The sequence below is a fragment of the Parafrankia irregularis genome, from assembly GCF_001536285.1.
Taxonomy (GTDB): domain Bacteria; phylum Actinomycetota; class Actinomycetes; order Frankiales; family Frankiaceae; genus Parafrankia; species Parafrankia irregularis.
The window spans coordinates 174,235-188,885 of record NZ_FAOZ01000004.1; the positions used below are offsets into that span (position 1 = coordinate 174,235).

The 14,651-nt window shown below is 70.2% G+C and carries 12 protein-coding genes; 3 read left to right on the forward strand and 9 right to left on the reverse strand.

The genetic code is table 11. From position 1 onward, the window contains the following. Positions 1-37: 37 nt before the first annotated feature. Together AWX74_RS07785 and AWX74_RS07790 are read right to left on the reverse strand one after the other, a co-directional pair. Positions 38-370 carry a hypothetical protein gene (locus AWX74_RS07785; RefSeq protein WP_054570736.1) on the reverse strand — a complete coding sequence of 111 codons (333 nt, stop codon included), beginning with the start codon at positions 368-370 and terminating at the stop codon, positions 38-40. A 274-nt stretch (positions 371-644) separates the two neighbouring features. Further along, a complete protein-coding gene (locus AWX74_RS07790) occupies positions 645-854 on the reverse strand; it encodes a hypothetical protein (protein ID WP_091273193.1) in 210 nt (69 codons plus the stop codon). An 83-nt stretch (positions 855-937) separates the two neighbouring features. Here AWX74_RS07790 and AWX74_RS07795 point away from each other — a divergent pair, with 83 nt between their 5' ends. After that, positions 938-2,086 (forward strand): fatty acid desaturase family protein, encoded by a 1,149-nt coding sequence (locus AWX74_RS07795; protein ID WP_091273719.1) that lies wholly within the window; start codon positions 938-940, stop codon positions 2,084-2,086. Here AWX74_RS07795 and AWX74_RS07800 read toward each other — a convergent pair. From AWX74_RS07800 to AWX74_RS41995, 7 genes are all read right to left on the reverse strand, one after another. Continuing rightward, on the reverse strand, positions 2,005-2,889 hold the full coding sequence (locus AWX74_RS07800; protein ID WP_091273194.1) for a metallophosphoesterase family protein: 885 nt from the start codon (positions 2,887-2,889) through the stop codon (positions 2,005-2,007). The genes AWX74_RS07795 and AWX74_RS07800 overlap by 82 nt on opposite strands. 607 nt (positions 2,890-3,496) lie before the next feature. Beyond that, positions 3,497-4,177 (reverse strand): histidine phosphatase family protein, encoded by a 681-nt coding sequence (locus tag AWX74_RS07805; RefSeq protein ID WP_226931145.1) that lies wholly within the window; start codon positions 4,175-4,177, stop codon positions 3,497-3,499. Between the two features lie 156 nt (positions 4,178-4,333). Continuing rightward, positions 4,334-7,075: an ArnT family glycosyltransferase gene (locus AWX74_RS07810; protein WP_091273196.1), complete on the reverse strand. Its 2,742-nt coding sequence runs from the start codon at positions 7,073-7,075 to the stop codon at positions 4,334-4,336. Beyond that, positions 7,072-8,487 carry a bifunctional glycosyltransferase family 2/GtrA family protein gene (locus AWX74_RS07815; protein WP_091273197.1) on the reverse strand — a complete coding sequence of 472 codons (1,416 nt, stop codon included), beginning with the start codon at positions 8,485-8,487 and terminating at the stop codon, positions 7,072-7,074. The genes AWX74_RS07810 and AWX74_RS07815 overlap by 4 nt, the downstream gene beginning before the upstream one ends. A gap of 280 nt (positions 8,488-8,767) precedes the next feature. After that, positions 8,768-10,438 carry a CocE/NonD family hydrolase gene (locus AWX74_RS07820; protein WP_091273198.1) on the reverse strand — a complete coding sequence of 557 codons (1,671 nt, stop codon included), beginning with the start codon at positions 10,436-10,438 and terminating at the stop codon, positions 8,768-8,770. 136 nt (positions 10,439-10,574) lie between these two features. Then, positions 10,575-11,768 (reverse strand): acyl-CoA dehydrogenase family protein, encoded by a 1,194-nt coding sequence (locus AWX74_RS07825; RefSeq protein ID WP_242666130.1) that lies wholly within the window; start codon positions 11,766-11,768, stop codon positions 10,575-10,577. Next, on the reverse strand, positions 11,765-11,890 hold the full coding sequence (locus AWX74_RS41995; protein ID WP_278184622.1) for a hypothetical protein: 126 nt from the start codon (positions 11,888-11,890) through the stop codon (positions 11,765-11,767). Before AWX74_RS41995 ends, AWX74_RS07825 begins: the two co-directional genes overlap by 4 nt. A gap of 313 nt (positions 11,891-12,203) precedes the next feature. Between AWX74_RS41995 and AWX74_RS07830 the strand changes: the two genes are divergently transcribed. Both AWX74_RS07830 and AWX74_RS07835 read left to right on the forward strand, forming a co-directional pair. Further along, positions 12,204-13,502: an acyl-CoA dehydrogenase family protein gene (locus AWX74_RS07830; RefSeq protein WP_091273200.1), complete on the forward strand. Its 1,299-nt coding sequence runs from the start codon at positions 12,204-12,206 to the stop codon at positions 13,500-13,502. Positions 13,503-13,553: 51 nt separating this feature from the next. After that, positions 13,554-14,633: a phosphotransferase family protein gene (locus AWX74_RS07835; protein WP_091273202.1), complete on the forward strand. Its 1,080-nt coding sequence runs from the start codon at positions 13,554-13,556 to the stop codon at positions 14,631-14,633. Positions 14,634-14,651 lie beyond the last annotated feature (18 nt).

The window sequence follows — 14,651 nt, forward strand, 5'->3', positions numbered from 1 at the left end:
CGCCGTCTCAGCCGCTCTCAGCCGTTTTCAGCCGTTCTCAGCTGCTCTCGGCCGGGCCGGCTGGCCGGGCGGGACCGGCGGCGCCGGAGACGTACGTGCGCTGGATCGCGCGCAGGACGTCGCGGGTGGCCACGTCCGATCCGGAGCGGTCGGCGAGGTCGTTCAGGGCGATGCCGCACAGCGTCGCCAGCCCGAGCACGAGCTCGGCCATGGCCGCTGCCGGGTTGGTGCGCTGCGCGCCGTCGGCCATCACCCGCTGGACGCTCTCCCAGAAGAAGGCGGGGTCGTCGGCTGAGTCGGTGTACGCGGTCATGATCTCGATCGCCACCGGCAGGCACGCGGCCATCGGGTCGGTAGGGACGCTTCCCACGGATCCTGCTCCCCTCGGTCGACCTGCAACTGAACAGTAGTTGCCTATGATTCGCAGCTGCAAACTAGAGGACTCAGTCGGGGGGTGTTGAGCCGGTCGCGCCCCGTGGAAACCACCACTTAGGGCGTATGCTTGCAAACTCGTGGTTACCGTCACGGCTCGCCATGTAGCCGGGATGTCTCACCGCGCAGCCGGCAGGATCAGCTCCGGCGAGAGCCGGAACCAGCGAACTCCGAAGCGGGCGAGGCGACAGCACGCGTGCGGGCCACAGGCCTCAGCACCCGTCCCGCACGCCGCCTACGCCGGGCAGGTCGCCCGTTATCGGGAAATCGATATTGAGAAGGTCCGTCCGGCCGAGGCCTCGCGTCGCGGCACGCCGGATGCGCTGGAAAGCCCAGCTGTGGTGCTGATGGCCGCCGGTGGAACCCTGGGCGACGAGATTCTCGGATTCCAGACGAACCCGGCGCGCGCGCATTTCGGTCATCCCACCTGGCTGTCACACTCACGGCACGCCGAGCTTCGTGGAGCCCGTCTCCTCGACGGCCGGGGTCGCAAAGGGGCGTGTCGATGTCCACGTTCATCGAGATCAGACCGGTGGGCACCCTCGCGGCGCCACCGGACCGGGCCCGCGGCTCCGAGCTGCTGACCCTCGTGCGGGACGCCGGGTATCTACAGCGCGACCCGAGGTACTACGCCGGGCGCATCGCCGCCGACCTGGCGCTGCTCGTCGGAGGGTGGGCCGCCTTCGTGCTGGTCGGCCGTTCGTGGTGGCAGGTGCTCGTCGCCGCCTGGCTGGGGATCGCGTTCACGCACATCGGTTTCCTCGGGCATGACGCGGGGCACCGCCAGGTGTTCCGCTCACGGCGCGGGAACGACGCCCTCGGCATTCTGGCCGCGAATCTCGCGATCGGGCTGAGTTTCGGCTGGTGGGTCGACAAGCATCGGCGCCACCACCTCAACCCGAATCATGTGGGGCTCGACCCGGATATCGACAACAAGATGGTCTCGTTCTATCCGAAGCCGGCGCGGCAGCGCGGCCGGATTGCCCGACTGGTCGTCCGCCATCAGGTGGCGGTCATCTGCGTCGCCCTTCCCCTGCAGGCATTCGTGCTGCATGTGAAAAGCGTGCAGTTCCTGGTGCGGGGCGGCGGTCGTCATCGCGGGCCCGAGTTCCTCGCGCTGGCGCTGTTCGCGCTGGTGTACGCCGGACTCGTGGTGGCTGTGCTCGACCCGGTACACGCGGTCGTCTTCGTCCTGGTGCAGCAGGGTGTGTTCGGCACCTATTTCGCGCTGGTGGTCGCGCCGAACCACAAGGGCATGCCGATCGTCCACGGCAGCCCGCGGACGGACTTCGTGTGGCGGCAGGCGGCCACGGCGCGCAACGTCGACGGTGGGCGCGTGGTCGACTATCTGTTCGGCGGCCTCAACCACCAGATCGAGCACCACCTCTTCCCGAGCATGCCCCGCAGGTCGCTGCGCCGGGTGCGGCCGCTGGTGCGGGACTTCTGCCGGGCCAACGAGATTCCTTACACCCACACATCCCTGCTGGACACCTATCGGCAGGCGTTCGGCTACCTGCACCACGTCGCCCGCCTGGAGAACGTCGCCCGGCTGGAGAACGGCATGCCCGCCGATCAGCGGGCCGTGGCGGCGACGAGCTCGGCGAGGTCGAGTGCGTCTCCGCTCACCTCGGTCAGCCACTCGTCGCGGACGTAGGCGAATTCGCCGGTCTCGGTGTCGAACAGACCGATGCTGTCGGCCGTCACCCGCTGCTCGGGGTTGACCGGGTTCGGGTCCCATCGGGTGGCCTTGGGCCGCACCAGCTGGTGGAGCACGTAGGAGGTCGTCGGGCCGTAGTGCCGCGGCTCCCCGGAGTGGTGGTAGTGGCCGCCGACATGCAGCCGTGGCCGCAGGTGCTCGATGAGCCGGGAGAGCTTCGGCGAGCCCTGCACGTTCCCGCGCCGGTCGCGTGACATCCCGTACGGGCCGTCGTGGGTGACCAGGACGTCCACGGTGCCCGGCGCGGTGTCGACGAGCCGGGCGTAGGCGACGTCGTCCAGATCCATCTTCCCGGCGGACTCGATCAGCCCGAGGAACGCCACTCCTGCTCCGGCGACCGTCACCACGCTCCCGCAGGCCACATGGTGGTAGGCGCCCAGCGGGTCCACCGGCACGACCGCCGCGCCCGCGGCCGCCTCGTGCAGCGAGGCCAGCCAGTCGTGGTCCTCGTGGTTGCCGCTGACGAACAGCACCGAGGGGATGCGTTCGAGCGCGAGCCGCACGCCTTCGGCGAGCGACGGCGATGGATCCAGCAGCCGGAGGAAGTCGCCCTGGGCGGGATGATCCCGCCCGAAACGGCGGCTGGGCTCGTCGAGCCGGTCCGCCGACGGATAGGCGCCCAGATCCCCGACCTGGACCACGGCGTCGAGCCTGATTCCGCGCCGTTCCTGGAGAAGCACCGCCGCACCCAGCGCATGCAGCACACAACCGTGGACGTCGCCCACGAATGCGATGTTCATTTTCTGTCGACCTTCCGCAGGGAGCCAGGTTGAAATGGCTCCGCGCCGGTCGGGCGGTACAACGTTGTGGTGTCAACCACCGGCCCTGAAGCGATGACGTGCAACCGCATCACATGCAGGCGGCGACGCGCGGATCCTGCGACGCCGGCCCGGTGGCTCACATCCCAGCGTTCTACCGCCGTCTCGACGACCGAGCCTTTTTCATCGTCGACACGGACCCGCGGAATCCCTGACCGTGGACCGTGAGATGGAGAAGGCTCGCTGAGCCGGATCAAGCATCGCAGCCGCCTGTGGAGTCGTCAACAAGCCGTCGCCCAGAAGACGCCCGGCGGGCGAGTAGGAAGTGCTAAGGATTTTGGTTGCTCTGGCTTCTGGAGCATGTAGCGGAATCCCGGGCTTCGGATTTCGGTTGCTGCCAAGCAAGAGTTGCGGATTTTGGTCGTTCGAACAACCAAAATCCGCAGCTCTTGCGGAACGCCAAACTACTCTCCGCCCCTTTTGTCTCTCTTGAGATGAATTGCCGGTTCGGCGCGACGGTGCCGGATCCCGGGGGGTGGCCAGGCGGCGAGTGGACACGGGCCGCCAGACCGATGCCGGGCGGGCAGGGCTACCCGGCTGTGCGGTTCTCGGCGACGGCCTCGCGCACCGGGGCGCCGGTGACATCCTGCGCGGCGACCTCAGGGGCAGCGGACGCACCCAGCGGCTCGCCGTGCCACTGAACCAGGTTCCAGCCGGCCGCGGGATCGCCTTCGATCGTGACCATTCCGGTGTTCGAGAGCCACCGATCCTCGACGGAACCGACGCCACCGACCCGAATGCCGACCCAGGCCCGGATCGCGGCACCATGGCTGACGAGCAGGACGGTGTCGTGATCGTCATGCGCGGCCGCGATGCTCGTGACCGCGGTGTCGTATCCGGCGACGAACCGGCGACCGTCGTACCCACCCGGCATCGTGCGGTCCAGATCGCCGTGGATCCAGTCGCTGATGACGTCGAGGTAGGTCGTGACGGCTTCCCTGTCGCTGCGCAGCTCAAGGTCGCCGGCGGCGATCTCCTCGATGCCCTGCTCGACCTTGGCCAGCAGGCCGCATGCGTTGGCAAGAGGGGCCGCTGTGAGCTGGGTGCGGACCAGGAGCGAGGTGTAGATCGCCGAGATCGGCTCCCCGCTGAGCGCGTCGGGCAGTGCCCGTGCCTGCGCGTGACCGAGCGCGGTCAGCCCGGCTCCCGGCAGCCCTGTATCGAGGGCACCGGCGACGTTGGAAGGGGTTTGGCCGTGTCGGAGCAGCATCAGGCGCATCGTGACCGAGTCTAGCCAGCGGCTGACGTCGCGGCACTGACCATCGCGAGATCGGGTTTGCCCGGACTCCCCGGATCCGACCGTGGCAGGTCCTCTCTCCACGGTCAGGCGTGGAGAGAGGACCTACGGGTTTGGACCTGCTCGTTTCTAGCTGTTCACCGGTTGGGTGAGGTCGTAGACGGTCTGGCCGCCCACGGTCAGCGCGGTGAAGTTCTCGGTGACCCACGTCGAGATCTCACTGTTGCCGCCGAAGCCGCCGCCCCCGCCGCCGAAGCCGGGCATGCCGCCGGTGCCCGTTGCCGCGTCGCCGCCGGTGTTCTGGTCACCAGTACCGGACTGCGTGCCGCCGTTGGCCCCGGACTGCGTGCCTCCGGTGCCTCCGGACTGCGCGGTTTCTCCGGTGCCGCTGGTCGCGATGTTGGTGAACGTGCCGCCACCCATGCCGCCGGCGATGAAGTAGTGGATCTCGCCGTCGTTGACGTACTGCTTGAACTGCTCCAGGGTGATCGCCGGGTCACTGCCGGACCAGCCGCCCATCGCCATCACCGGGCTGCCCCCGCTGGCGAGCTCCATCGACGCGGCCGACTGCGAGGTGCTCGTCGCGGCGACCCATCGGTAGCCCTCGGCGCCCTCGGCGAGGAGTTTGCCCAGCTCGTCGCTGACGTCCTCGCCCATGCCCCCGCCGCGCATGCCGCCGCCCGCGCCCGTGCCGCTGTTCCCGCCCGCGCCGCCGTTCCCGGTCGTTCCGCTGTTCCCGGTCGCGCCGCCGTTCCCGGTCGTTCCGCTGTTCCCGGTCGCGCTGTCGTTCCCGGTCGTCCCGCCGCCCGGGAAGCCCTGACCGCCGCCGGGGAAGCCTTCGCCTCCGCCGGGGAAGCCCTGACCGCCGCCGGGGAAGCCCTGACCGCCGTTCGCCTCCGCGATGCCCGGCCCGCCGCCCATGCGTCCGAGGCCGCCCATGCCGCCGCCGGACGGTCCTGCCAGCGGGATCGAACCGGTGTGCGGCTGCGAGGCGGTCTCCAGCGCGTAGCCCGCCGGGGCGGCCAGCGCGCCGAAGGCGACGACCACGGCGAGCGCGACCGCCGTCCTGCGGACCACACGCTGGCCTGCGCGCGCGGCGACCGCCCCGACACGGAGCAGAAGCGGGCCGGCGAGCACCGCGACCGCGCCCACCAGGCCGGCGACCAGCACCGGCAGCCGCAGCCAGCCCTGCCATTCGTCGTTGCGGCCGAGCAGGACGTACGGCCAGATCGAGGCGGCCGCGATGCCCGCCGCCAGGAAAACCCGGGAGATGATCTCGCCGCGGGCGCGCCAGAGCTCATGCAGACCGATCGCGATGGTGCCGGCGATGGCGGGGGCGAGCGCCACCGAGTAGTACTCGTGGACGATGCCCTCCATGTAGCTGAAGGTCAGGCCGGTCACCAGCAGCCAGCAACCCCACAGCACCAGCCCGGCGCGGGCGCGGTCGGTACGCGGCGCCCGCCGGGTCGCCCACAGACCGCCGACCAGCAGGACGAGCGCGGCGGGCAGCAGCCAGGAGATCTGGTCGCCGAAGTTGTCGCCGAACATCCGGTCGATGCCGGTGGCGCCGCCGAAGCCGCCGCCACCGCCACCCCCACCGGGGCCGTTCATCGTGAACTCGCCGCCTCCCGGCGGGCCGCCGTTCGCACTGAAGTACTGCTCGATCTCGGTAAGCGCGGCCTGGCCACCGGGGAGGTTGCCTCGGCCGCCGCCACCGCCGCCCGGACCGTTGCTCTCACCGAAGATCCGGCCCAGGCCGTTGTAGCCGAACGCCAGGCCGAGCACGCTGTTGTCCTCGGAGCCACCGATGTAGGGCCGCGAGCTCTTCGGCCACAGGTCGGTGGCGAGCACCCACCAGCCGGCCCCGACCAGGATGCCGCCGACGCCGGCGAGCACCCCGCCGACGCGGCGCCACCAGCCGGTCGGAGCGGCGATCAGGTACGCCAGCCCGAAGGCGGGAACCACCAGGAACGCCTGCATCATCTTGGTCAGGAAGGCGAAGCCGACGGCCACACCGGCGGCGACCAGCCACCGCCAGGACGCGGCCTCCAGCGCACGGGTGACCGCGTAGGCGCCGACGACCAGCAGCAGCACGAGCAGGGCGTCCGGGTTGTTGAAGCGGAACATCAGCACGGCGACCGGGGTGAGCGCGCACAGCACCCCGGCCAGAAGGCCGGCCACCGGCCCGGCGACCCGGCGGACGGTGGCGTACAGGAGCCCGACCGTCGCGACCCCGCACAGCGCGTTCGGGACGAGCATGCTCCAGCTGGAGAAACCGAAGATGCGCCCGGACAGCGCCATCATCCACAGCGAGGCCGGAGGTTTGTCCACGGTGATGAAGTTCGACGAGTCCAGCGACCCGAAGAACATCGCCTTCCAGCTCAGCGTGCCGGCCTGGACGGCCGCCGCGTAGAAGCTGTTGGCGTTGCCCGAGGCGCCCAGATCCCACAGATAGAGCACGGCGGTGGCGGCGAGCAGCGCCAACAGCGCCGGGCGCACCCAGCGTGGATCGTCCGGCCGGCCACGGACCAGCCGGGCGAACCGCCCACCTGGGGTCGCGCCACCCGCCCGGTGCCCCGCACCCGGGTTTCGCGGGTCGGGCTGGGCCGGCCGCTCCGGTTGGGCCGGTTGCTCCGCCGCCCGGATGTCCTCGTCCTCCGGACCGCGCTGCACCGGCGGCGGGATGACCTCGGCCTGGCCGGCCGCCGCTGAGCCCGCCGCCGGAGAGTCGCCCCCGTACTGCGTGGCCGAAAGGGGCCGGCTCGCGTATGGCTGGCCATAGGCAGGACCACCGGAAGGCGGCCCGCCGGGCAGCGCACCCGCGTTCGGCTCGCCGGAACGCGGCGCCTCGACATTCCTGTTGACTGTCATCGATCCTTTTCCGGATTCCGGGGACGGGCCTGGGACTGGGCCGGGGGACGGGACTGGGGCTGGGGCTGGACAACGGTGGCCGCCGGCGGCGTTCGCGGCGACGTGGGTGGCGACGGAGCGGGCGCAACGGCAGGCCCGGACGAGGACACGACCTTTCCGGGCGTCCCGCGGCGCGGGTGGAAGACCCAGACGCGGAAGGCGACGAAGCGCAGCACCGTGACCACCAGGTTCGCGATGACGAGCACCGCGAGCTCGACCCCGCGGCCTGGTTCGTCGGCGAGGGCGTGCAGGCCGGCGAGCGCGCCGCTGGTCAGCGCCAGCCCGACCGCGAAGATCACCAGGCCCTCGATGTGGCTCCGGGCGCCGACACCGCGGACGCCGAACGTCAGCCGGCGGTTGGCGGCGGTGTTGGCGACCGCGGTGAGGAGCAGCGCGAGAAGGTTCGCGGCCTGCGGGCCGAGCCACCCGCGCAGCAGGACGAACACGATCAGGTAGGCGACCGTGCTCGCGACGCCGATGGCCACGAACCGGACGAGCTGCCGGACCAGCCGGGGCGGAACCTCTGGCAGATCAGACGTCAGCGGCGCGCGGCCGAGCTGGGCGCGCAGCTGACCGATGGGTAGCCGGCCGGTTGCCAGGGCCCGGCCCACCCGCGCCACGCCGCGCAGGTCGGCGAGCGCGGTCGCGACGATGTCGACCCTGCTGTCGGGGTCGTCCACCCAGTCCACCGGGACCTCGTGGATCCGCAGGCCGCAGCGTTCGGCCAGCACCAGCAGCTCGGTGTCGAAGAACCAGGCGCTGTCCAGCACCAGGGGTAGCAGACGGTGGGCGGCCTCCGTCCGCATCGCCTTGAAGCCGCACTGCGCGTCCGAGAAGCTGGCGCGCAGTGTCGTGCGCAGCAACAGGTTGTAGCACCGGGAGATCACCTCACGCTTGGGCCCGCGCACCACCCGCGACCCACGCGCCAGCCGGGACCCGATCGCCAGGTCCGAATGCCCGGAGATCAGCGGCGCCACCAGCGGCAGCAGCCCGCCGAGATCGGTCGACAGGTCGACGTCCATGTAGGCGACGACGCGGGCGGTGCTGGCCAGCCAGACCTGCCGCAGCGCCCGACCGCGGCCCTTCTGCTCCAGGTGGACGGCCCGGACGTCGGTCAGCTCCTGGGCGAGCCGGGACGCGCACGCCCAGGTCCCGTCGGTGCTGGCGTTGTCCGCGATCGTAATGACGGTGCTGAACGGGAAGGACTGCCCCAGGAAGGCGTGCAGCCTGCGGACGCTGGGGCCAAGATCGTTCTCTTCGTTGTAGACCGGAATGACGATCTCGACATCCGGGCCTGTCGCGTCGGTGCCTGCGGTCGCAGGCCCTGAGGTCACGCCCGAAAGTGGCCGCGACTCGACATCGTCCAGCATCATGGTGCCAGCGTTGCCGAGGAGGCTGGCGCTAGCCTTTGGCTCGCCTGTGAGCCAGCTATGAAACACGCCAATAAAAACCGAGCCATTTATGGTGAGCCGGGGTCTTTTCGGTTCACGCCTCCCGAGGCAAAGCGCGCCAGGCGCACCTGGAGATATCCAGCCGGATAACTCCAGGTGAACGCCGCGGAGCGGGCGACGGCCGACCTCCGGGATCAGGCCCCAGGCAGGCCCATGTCAGGCCCCAGGTCAGGCCCCGAGCAGGCCCAGGTCAGGCGACTGGTCAGCTGACCGTGGGGAGGGTCAGCGTGGATCCACCCGCGCCGGTCGCGACGGTGACGTCGACCGGCGTCGCGTTCTGGGTGAGCATGTCCGAGGCGCCGCCGGAAACGCGCACGGCGATGCGATGACCGGCCGCGAACTGCCAGTCGTCGGGCCGGATCGCGATGGTGAGGGTGACGGGTGAACCGGTCGGCACCGATGTTGGCGTGACGCTGGACGACCGGTGGCTGGCACGGAGGAAGCCGTTGTTGACCAGCGTCTCCTTGCCGTCCGGCCCGATGTCGAGCAGTTCGGCGTAGAGGTTCGCGTCGGGGCCGGACAGGGTCGCCTTCAGCGTGAGAACCGGCCGGCCGAACAGGGATGTCGGTGCGGTCAGCGCGCTGGTGCTGAACAGGACGGACCCGCCGGTCGTGGACGGATCCTGCGGCTGGTGGAACGTCTTCGTACCGGCCGTGGGGTCGGCCGTGCCGAGCGAGCCGTCCGCGTTGAGGGCGAAGGACTGCGTGACGGTGCCGGTCGGCCGGTAACCGGTGATCTCCCGCCAGCCCGGCGAGGTCGCGCCGCTGCCGGCACCGGCATGGCTGACCAGTGTCGGCTGGGCCGGGATCGGGATGTTCGGCAGCTTCATCACCCAGTTGTCGAACCACGCGAGCGCGATGCCCGGGGAGAGCCCTTCGGAGTTACAGACACCCCCGCAGTTCGGGTAGAGCAGCGGGCTCAGATGGGGCCACTGGCCGTAGATCGACCAGGTCCGGTCGAGCGCGCCCTCGATGTTGGTGAACTGGCCGGAGCGGAAGTACTGGTCGACCCAGCCCCCCATGGTGAGGACCGGAACCTTGATCGAGTCGTAGCGGTCGGCGAAGGACCGCGACTGCCAGTATTCGTCGTAGGTGGGGTGAGCGCGGTTGGCGGCGTATTCGGCCTCGGTGTTGACCGCGCCACCGGTGATCGTCTGGGCGATCCCGGGCCAGTTGTCGATGCTGCCGCCCTCGGTGGATTTGATGCCACCCGGGTAGATGACGTCCTGGTAAAGGTTCGCGGGCGACTGGAGCGGGGTGATGGCCACCAGGTGCGGCGCCTGGTTGATGGCTGCTCCGTAGGTCGTCTGGCCGCCGTAGCTTTCGCCGGTCATTCCGATCCGGCCATTCGAATAGGGCTGGGTGGCCAGCCATTCGACCAGGTCGCGGGCGTCTTTTCCGTCCTGCGCCGACATGGCGTTCTGCCAGGTTCCCCCGGACCCGCCGGTGCCGCGCAGGTTACAGATCAGCGCGTTGTATCCGTGGGTCGCGAAATACGTGCCCTCGCCGGCTACATAGGACGTCCGTAAGATCGCGTACGGGGTGAACTCGACGACCAGGCCGGGAAATTTTCCCGAGGCCGGTGAGCCGTCGGTTGCCGGGCGGACCAGGGTGCAGCTCAGCGGTGTGCCGTCCTGGGTCGGCACCGTGATCTCGGTGGAGACGGCCTGATGGGTGGCCGGCCGGTCGTAGTCCCACCACGCTTTGGTGGCGTCCGACAACGGTGCGGCGGCGACCGGCGTCGGTGCCGATGTCGCGGATGTCGCCGGTGTCGGCCTGTCGGTGCCCCCGGTCGACGACGACGAGCAGGCGGCGAGCGCGAGGACGGTGATCGGAACGAGGCTGTGGACGAGCGTGCGTGTGCGGACGGCCATGAGACTCCTCCAAAATGTCTGGCAGAGTCTGCCATGCAATTTGGCGAAGGTCACGAAGTTGTCGGCCGACCTGGTACTTCGCGCAACTACCGCTGTCTTCGGCTACCCCGTCCCATCCGGTCCGCCGCGCCCATGGCTATTCCCTGCCCAGGTCGAGGAGTCGGCGGGCGACGATGTTGCGCTGGATCTCGGCGGTGCCGCCGTAGATGGTCGCCGCCCGCGAGTACAGGTACTCGGTGCGCCAGTGCGTGTCGGTCAGCTCGACGGCGCCGGGCAGGACGTCGCGTGCGGTGTCGAACAGCTTCTGGTCCGCCGTCGCGAGCAGGATCTTGTCGACGGACGTCTCCGGGCCGAGGTGCTCGCCGGCGGCGAGCCGACGCTGCGTGTCGCGTGATCGGCTGCGGATCGTGTGCAGCGCCAGGTAGGCGGCGCCGAGCGCGGCGTCGGTTGTCGCCGTCGGCTCGGTCTCCTCCTTCTCGACGTCCGCCAGCAGCAGGTCGAGCCGGGTGTAGAGGTAGGTGATCCGGTGCCAGAAGCAGGTGGACCGCTCGTACGGGAGCAGGTCGTTCGCGAGTCGCCAGCCGTCGCCTGGACCGCCGAGCATCCGCTCGTTCGGTACGACGACGTCGTCGAAGAAGACCTCGGCGAACTCGTCGATGCCGTGCATGGTGCGCAGCGGGCGGACCGTGATCCCGGGGGTGTCCATGTCGACGAAGAACGCGGTGATTCCGCCGTGGCCTGGAGCGGTCCGGGTGAGCAGGACGCAGCGCCGCGCGTACTGGGCGAGTGACGTCCACACCTTCTGGCCGTTGACCACCCAGTCGCCGTTTTCGCGCCGCGTGGCGCGGGTGTTCAGCGATGCGAGGTCGGAGCCGGAGCCGGGCTCGGAGAAACCCTGGCACCAGTGCTCGCGCCCGGACAGCAACAGGGGCAGCATCTCCGCGGCGAGCTCCGGGGCCGCGTACGAGATCATCGTCGGGGCCAGCACCTCGACCAGGGAGAAGTTGGTCGCGTCGGTGAGGTCCCGCTCGGCGATCTGTTCGCCGAGCACCGCCCGCAGGATGTCCGGACCGCCGAGGCCGCCGGCCTCGACCGGCCAGCCGTAGCGCATCCAGCCCGCGTCGTGGAGCGCGCGGCGGATCCTGCTCAGCTGGGTGATCTCCGCGTCGAGCGAGTGGTCGTCGAGGGGCTTGGCCAGTTCGGCGGCGTGCTCGTCGAGCCAGGCGCCGGCCGCGGCCCGGAACTCCTCGACGGTCACGGTCTCGGCATCAACCGGCGGGACGAACCCCTCGGGCACCAGCGCCACCGCGGACCGCCCTGTCGCGCTCACCGGCCGATCCGCTCAACGTCGCCCTGGGTGGTCACCGCGTGGCGGGCGAGTGTCTGCCGGATCTCGACGAGGCTTTCGATGCGGTTCGACCTGGTCGCCTGTTTCTCGGCCTCGACAGACAAAATGATTACCGTCCTTCACGACGAACACGACGGGTCGGCGCCTGATGAGCTCCACCGGTCCAGGGCGGGGCTGACCGCGACCAAATGTGCTGAACTACTGTTTAGCAGTCGTCTTCAGCACAGTCAACGGTGATCAGCCGTCCGGCTCGGCCAGGCGACAACTTCTCGCATCGTGCTGAACGGTCGATTAGCATCGGCTCCGCTCGCCGGTCCGGCGGGCACCGTCCGGCACCGGGTGAGGCACCTGGCCGGTCGGTCTGGCGCCGTGGTGGCCGGTCCGGCGGCGGGCGCGAATGAGAAAAGCGGAGTAGGTATGGGCTGGGACTTTGAGACCGATCCCGACTTCCAGGCCGAGCTCGACTGGATCGACTGGTTCGTACGCGCCGAGGTACAGCCGGTCGACATGCTGGTCTCGAATGCGCGTGACGTCCGGGACCCGCTGCGGGCGGAGCTGATCCCACCCTTGCAGGCCAAGGTGCGCGAGCGCGGGCTGTGGGCCTGCCACCTCGGCCCGGAGCTCGGCGGCCTGGGGTACGGCCAGCTCAGGCTTGCGCTGATGAACGAGATCCTCGGCCGGTCGCACACGGCGCCGGTGGTTTTCGGCTGCCAGTCACCCGACTCCGGCAACGCGGAGATCCTCGCCCGCTTCGGCACCGACGTGCTCAGGAAGCGCTATCTCGAGCCGCTGGTCGACGGCCGGATCGTGTCGGCGTTCTCCATGACGGAGCCCCAGGGCGGCAGCGACCCGACCCAGTTCGTCACCCGCGCCGAGCTGCACGGCGACGAATGGGTGATCAACGGTGAGAAGTGGTTCTCCAGCCACGCCCGGTACGCGTCGTTCCTGATCGTGCTGGCGGTGACCGAACCGGACGCCGGCCCGCACCGACGCCAGTCGATGTTCGTCGTCCCGGCGGACACACCCGGCATCACGATCGTGCGCAACGTGGCCGTCGCCGGCCAGGATGCCGAGAGCGGGGCACATGCCTACATCCGCTACGAGGATGTGCGCGTTCCGGCTGATCACCTGCTCGGCGGGCGCGGGCAGGGGTTCGCGGTCGCGCAGACCCGGCTGGGTGGTGGCCGGATCCACCACGCGATGCGAACCGTCGGGCTGGTGCGTGAGGCGTTCGCGATGATGTGCGAGCGGGCGCTCAGCCGTGTCACCAAGGGCGAGCCGCTGGCCCGCAAACAACTGGTGCAGGCGATGATCGCCGACTCGTGGATCGAGATCGAGCAGTTCCGCCTGCTCGTGTTGCGTACCGCCTGGCGTATCGACCGCTACAACGACTACGAACGCGTGCGCGCCGACATCTCGGCGGTCAAGGCGGCGATGCCCAAGGTTCTTCACGACGTCGCCGCGAGGGCTCTGCAGATCCATGGCTCGCTGGGAGTCTCCAACGAGATGCCGTTCGGGGCCTGGGTGCTGGAGAGCTTCCAGATGGGCCTCGCCGACGGCGCCACCGAGATCCACAAGACGAACCTGGCGCGCTCGCTGCTGGCGGAGTACCAGCCGGCCGCGGGGCTGTTCCCGTCCGGTCACCTGCCCGCCCGCCGTGCCGCCGCGCGCGAGCAGTTCGCCGCGCGGATCGAACGGGCCGTCCATGCCGGCTAGGCTGCGCGACCGGCACCGGTCCGGGTACGGGGATCCCCGGGAGGCGGACCGATGACCGGCCCCGCCGCCGGCATCCCGCCCGAGGTCGCGCCGGTCCGTCCCGGCCAGGACCTGCCCTGGGGACGGATCAGGGACTACCTGGCCCCGCGGCTCGGTGCGGACGGGCCGATGGACGTGCTGCAGTTCCCGAACGGGGCGGCGAACCTCACCTACCTGGTGCGCTTCGGTGACCACCGGTTCGTCCTGCGCCGCCCACCGTTCGGCGTGATCGCGCCCGGCGCCCACGACATGCGGCGTGAGTACCGGGTGCTGTCCCAGCTGTGGCAGGCCTATGACCGCGCGCCGCGCGCGTTTCTGCTCTGCGACGACCTCGACGTGGCCGGCAGCGAGTTCCTGGTCTCGCAGTACCGCCCCGGCATCGTGGTGTGGGGTGTGATTCCCGACGAGCTCGGCGGGCACGCCGTGGCCCACCACCTCGGCCTCGCCACCGTGGATGCCCTCGCGGACCTGCACACGGTCGACCCGGCCGCCTGTGGCCTGGACCGGCTCGGACGCCCGGACGGATTCCTCGAACGGCAGCTGTCCGGATGGCGTGACCGTTGGGGGCGCGTCGCGCCGTGGGCCGACCGGGCGCACGACGCCGCGATGACGGCCGCAGCCGAACTGCTCGCCGAGCGCCTGCCGGTCAGCCAGGCCGCGGCCCTCGTGCACAACGACTTCAAAATCAACAACTGCCAGTTCCTCCCGGGCCACCCGGAGCGGGTCGCGTCCGTCTTCGACTGGGACATGACCACCCTCGCCGACCCGCTGGTCGACCTGGGCACCCTGCTGAACTACTGGCCCGACCCCGCCGACACGGATGACGACCACGCCGCGCACGACCCCGGCATGGAAACGCTGGGACTGCCGACCCGCCGTGAGGTGGTCGACCGCTACGCGGCGCACAGTGACCTCGACCTGGCTGTCATCGGCTGGTACGAGGCGTTCGCCTGCTGGCGGATCGCGATCATCCGCCAGCAGCTCTACGCCCGCTACGCCCGCGGCGAGTCCACCGACGAACGGATGGCGTCACGCGGCCGAAGCTCCGCGATGCTCTCCGCCCGCGCCCTGCGGATCCTGCACGCGGGCTGACCGAACACTCACCGCTCG

Coding starts and splice junctions, on each gene's coding strand:
- AWX74_RS07820 (WP_091273198.1), bottom strand. CDS start 10,438: ATGGCCGTCCGCACACGCACGCTCGTCCACAGCCTCGTTCCGATCACC.
- AWX74_RS07835 (WP_091273202.1), top strand. CDS start 13,554: ATGACCGGCCCCGCCGCCGGCATCCCGCCCGAGGTCGCGCCGGTCCGT.
- AWX74_RS07790 (WP_091273193.1), bottom strand. CDS start 854: ATGACCGAAATGCGCGCGCGCCGGGTTCGTCTGGAATCCGAGAATCTC.
- AWX74_RS07805 (WP_226931145.1), bottom strand. CDS start 4,177: ATGCTGCTCCGACACGGCCAAACCCCTTCCAACGTCGCCGGTGCCCTC.
- AWX74_RS07810 (WP_091273196.1), bottom strand. CDS start 7,075: ATGACAGTCAACAGGAATGTCGAGGCGCCGCGTTCCGGCGAGCCGAAC.
- AWX74_RS07815 (WP_091273197.1), bottom strand. CDS start 8,487: ATGATGCTGGACGATGTCGAGTCGCGGCCACTTTCGGGCGTGACCTCA.
- AWX74_RS07795 (WP_091273719.1), top strand. CDS start 938: ATGTCCACGTTCATCGAGATCAGACCGGTGGGCACCCTCGCGGCGCCA.
- AWX74_RS07800 (WP_091273194.1), bottom strand. CDS start 2,889: ATGAACATCGCATTCGTGGGCGACGTCCACGGTTGTGTGCTGCATGCG.
- AWX74_RS07830 (WP_091273200.1), top strand. CDS start 12,204: ATGGGCTGGGACTTTGAGACCGATCCCGACTTCCAGGCCGAGCTCGAC.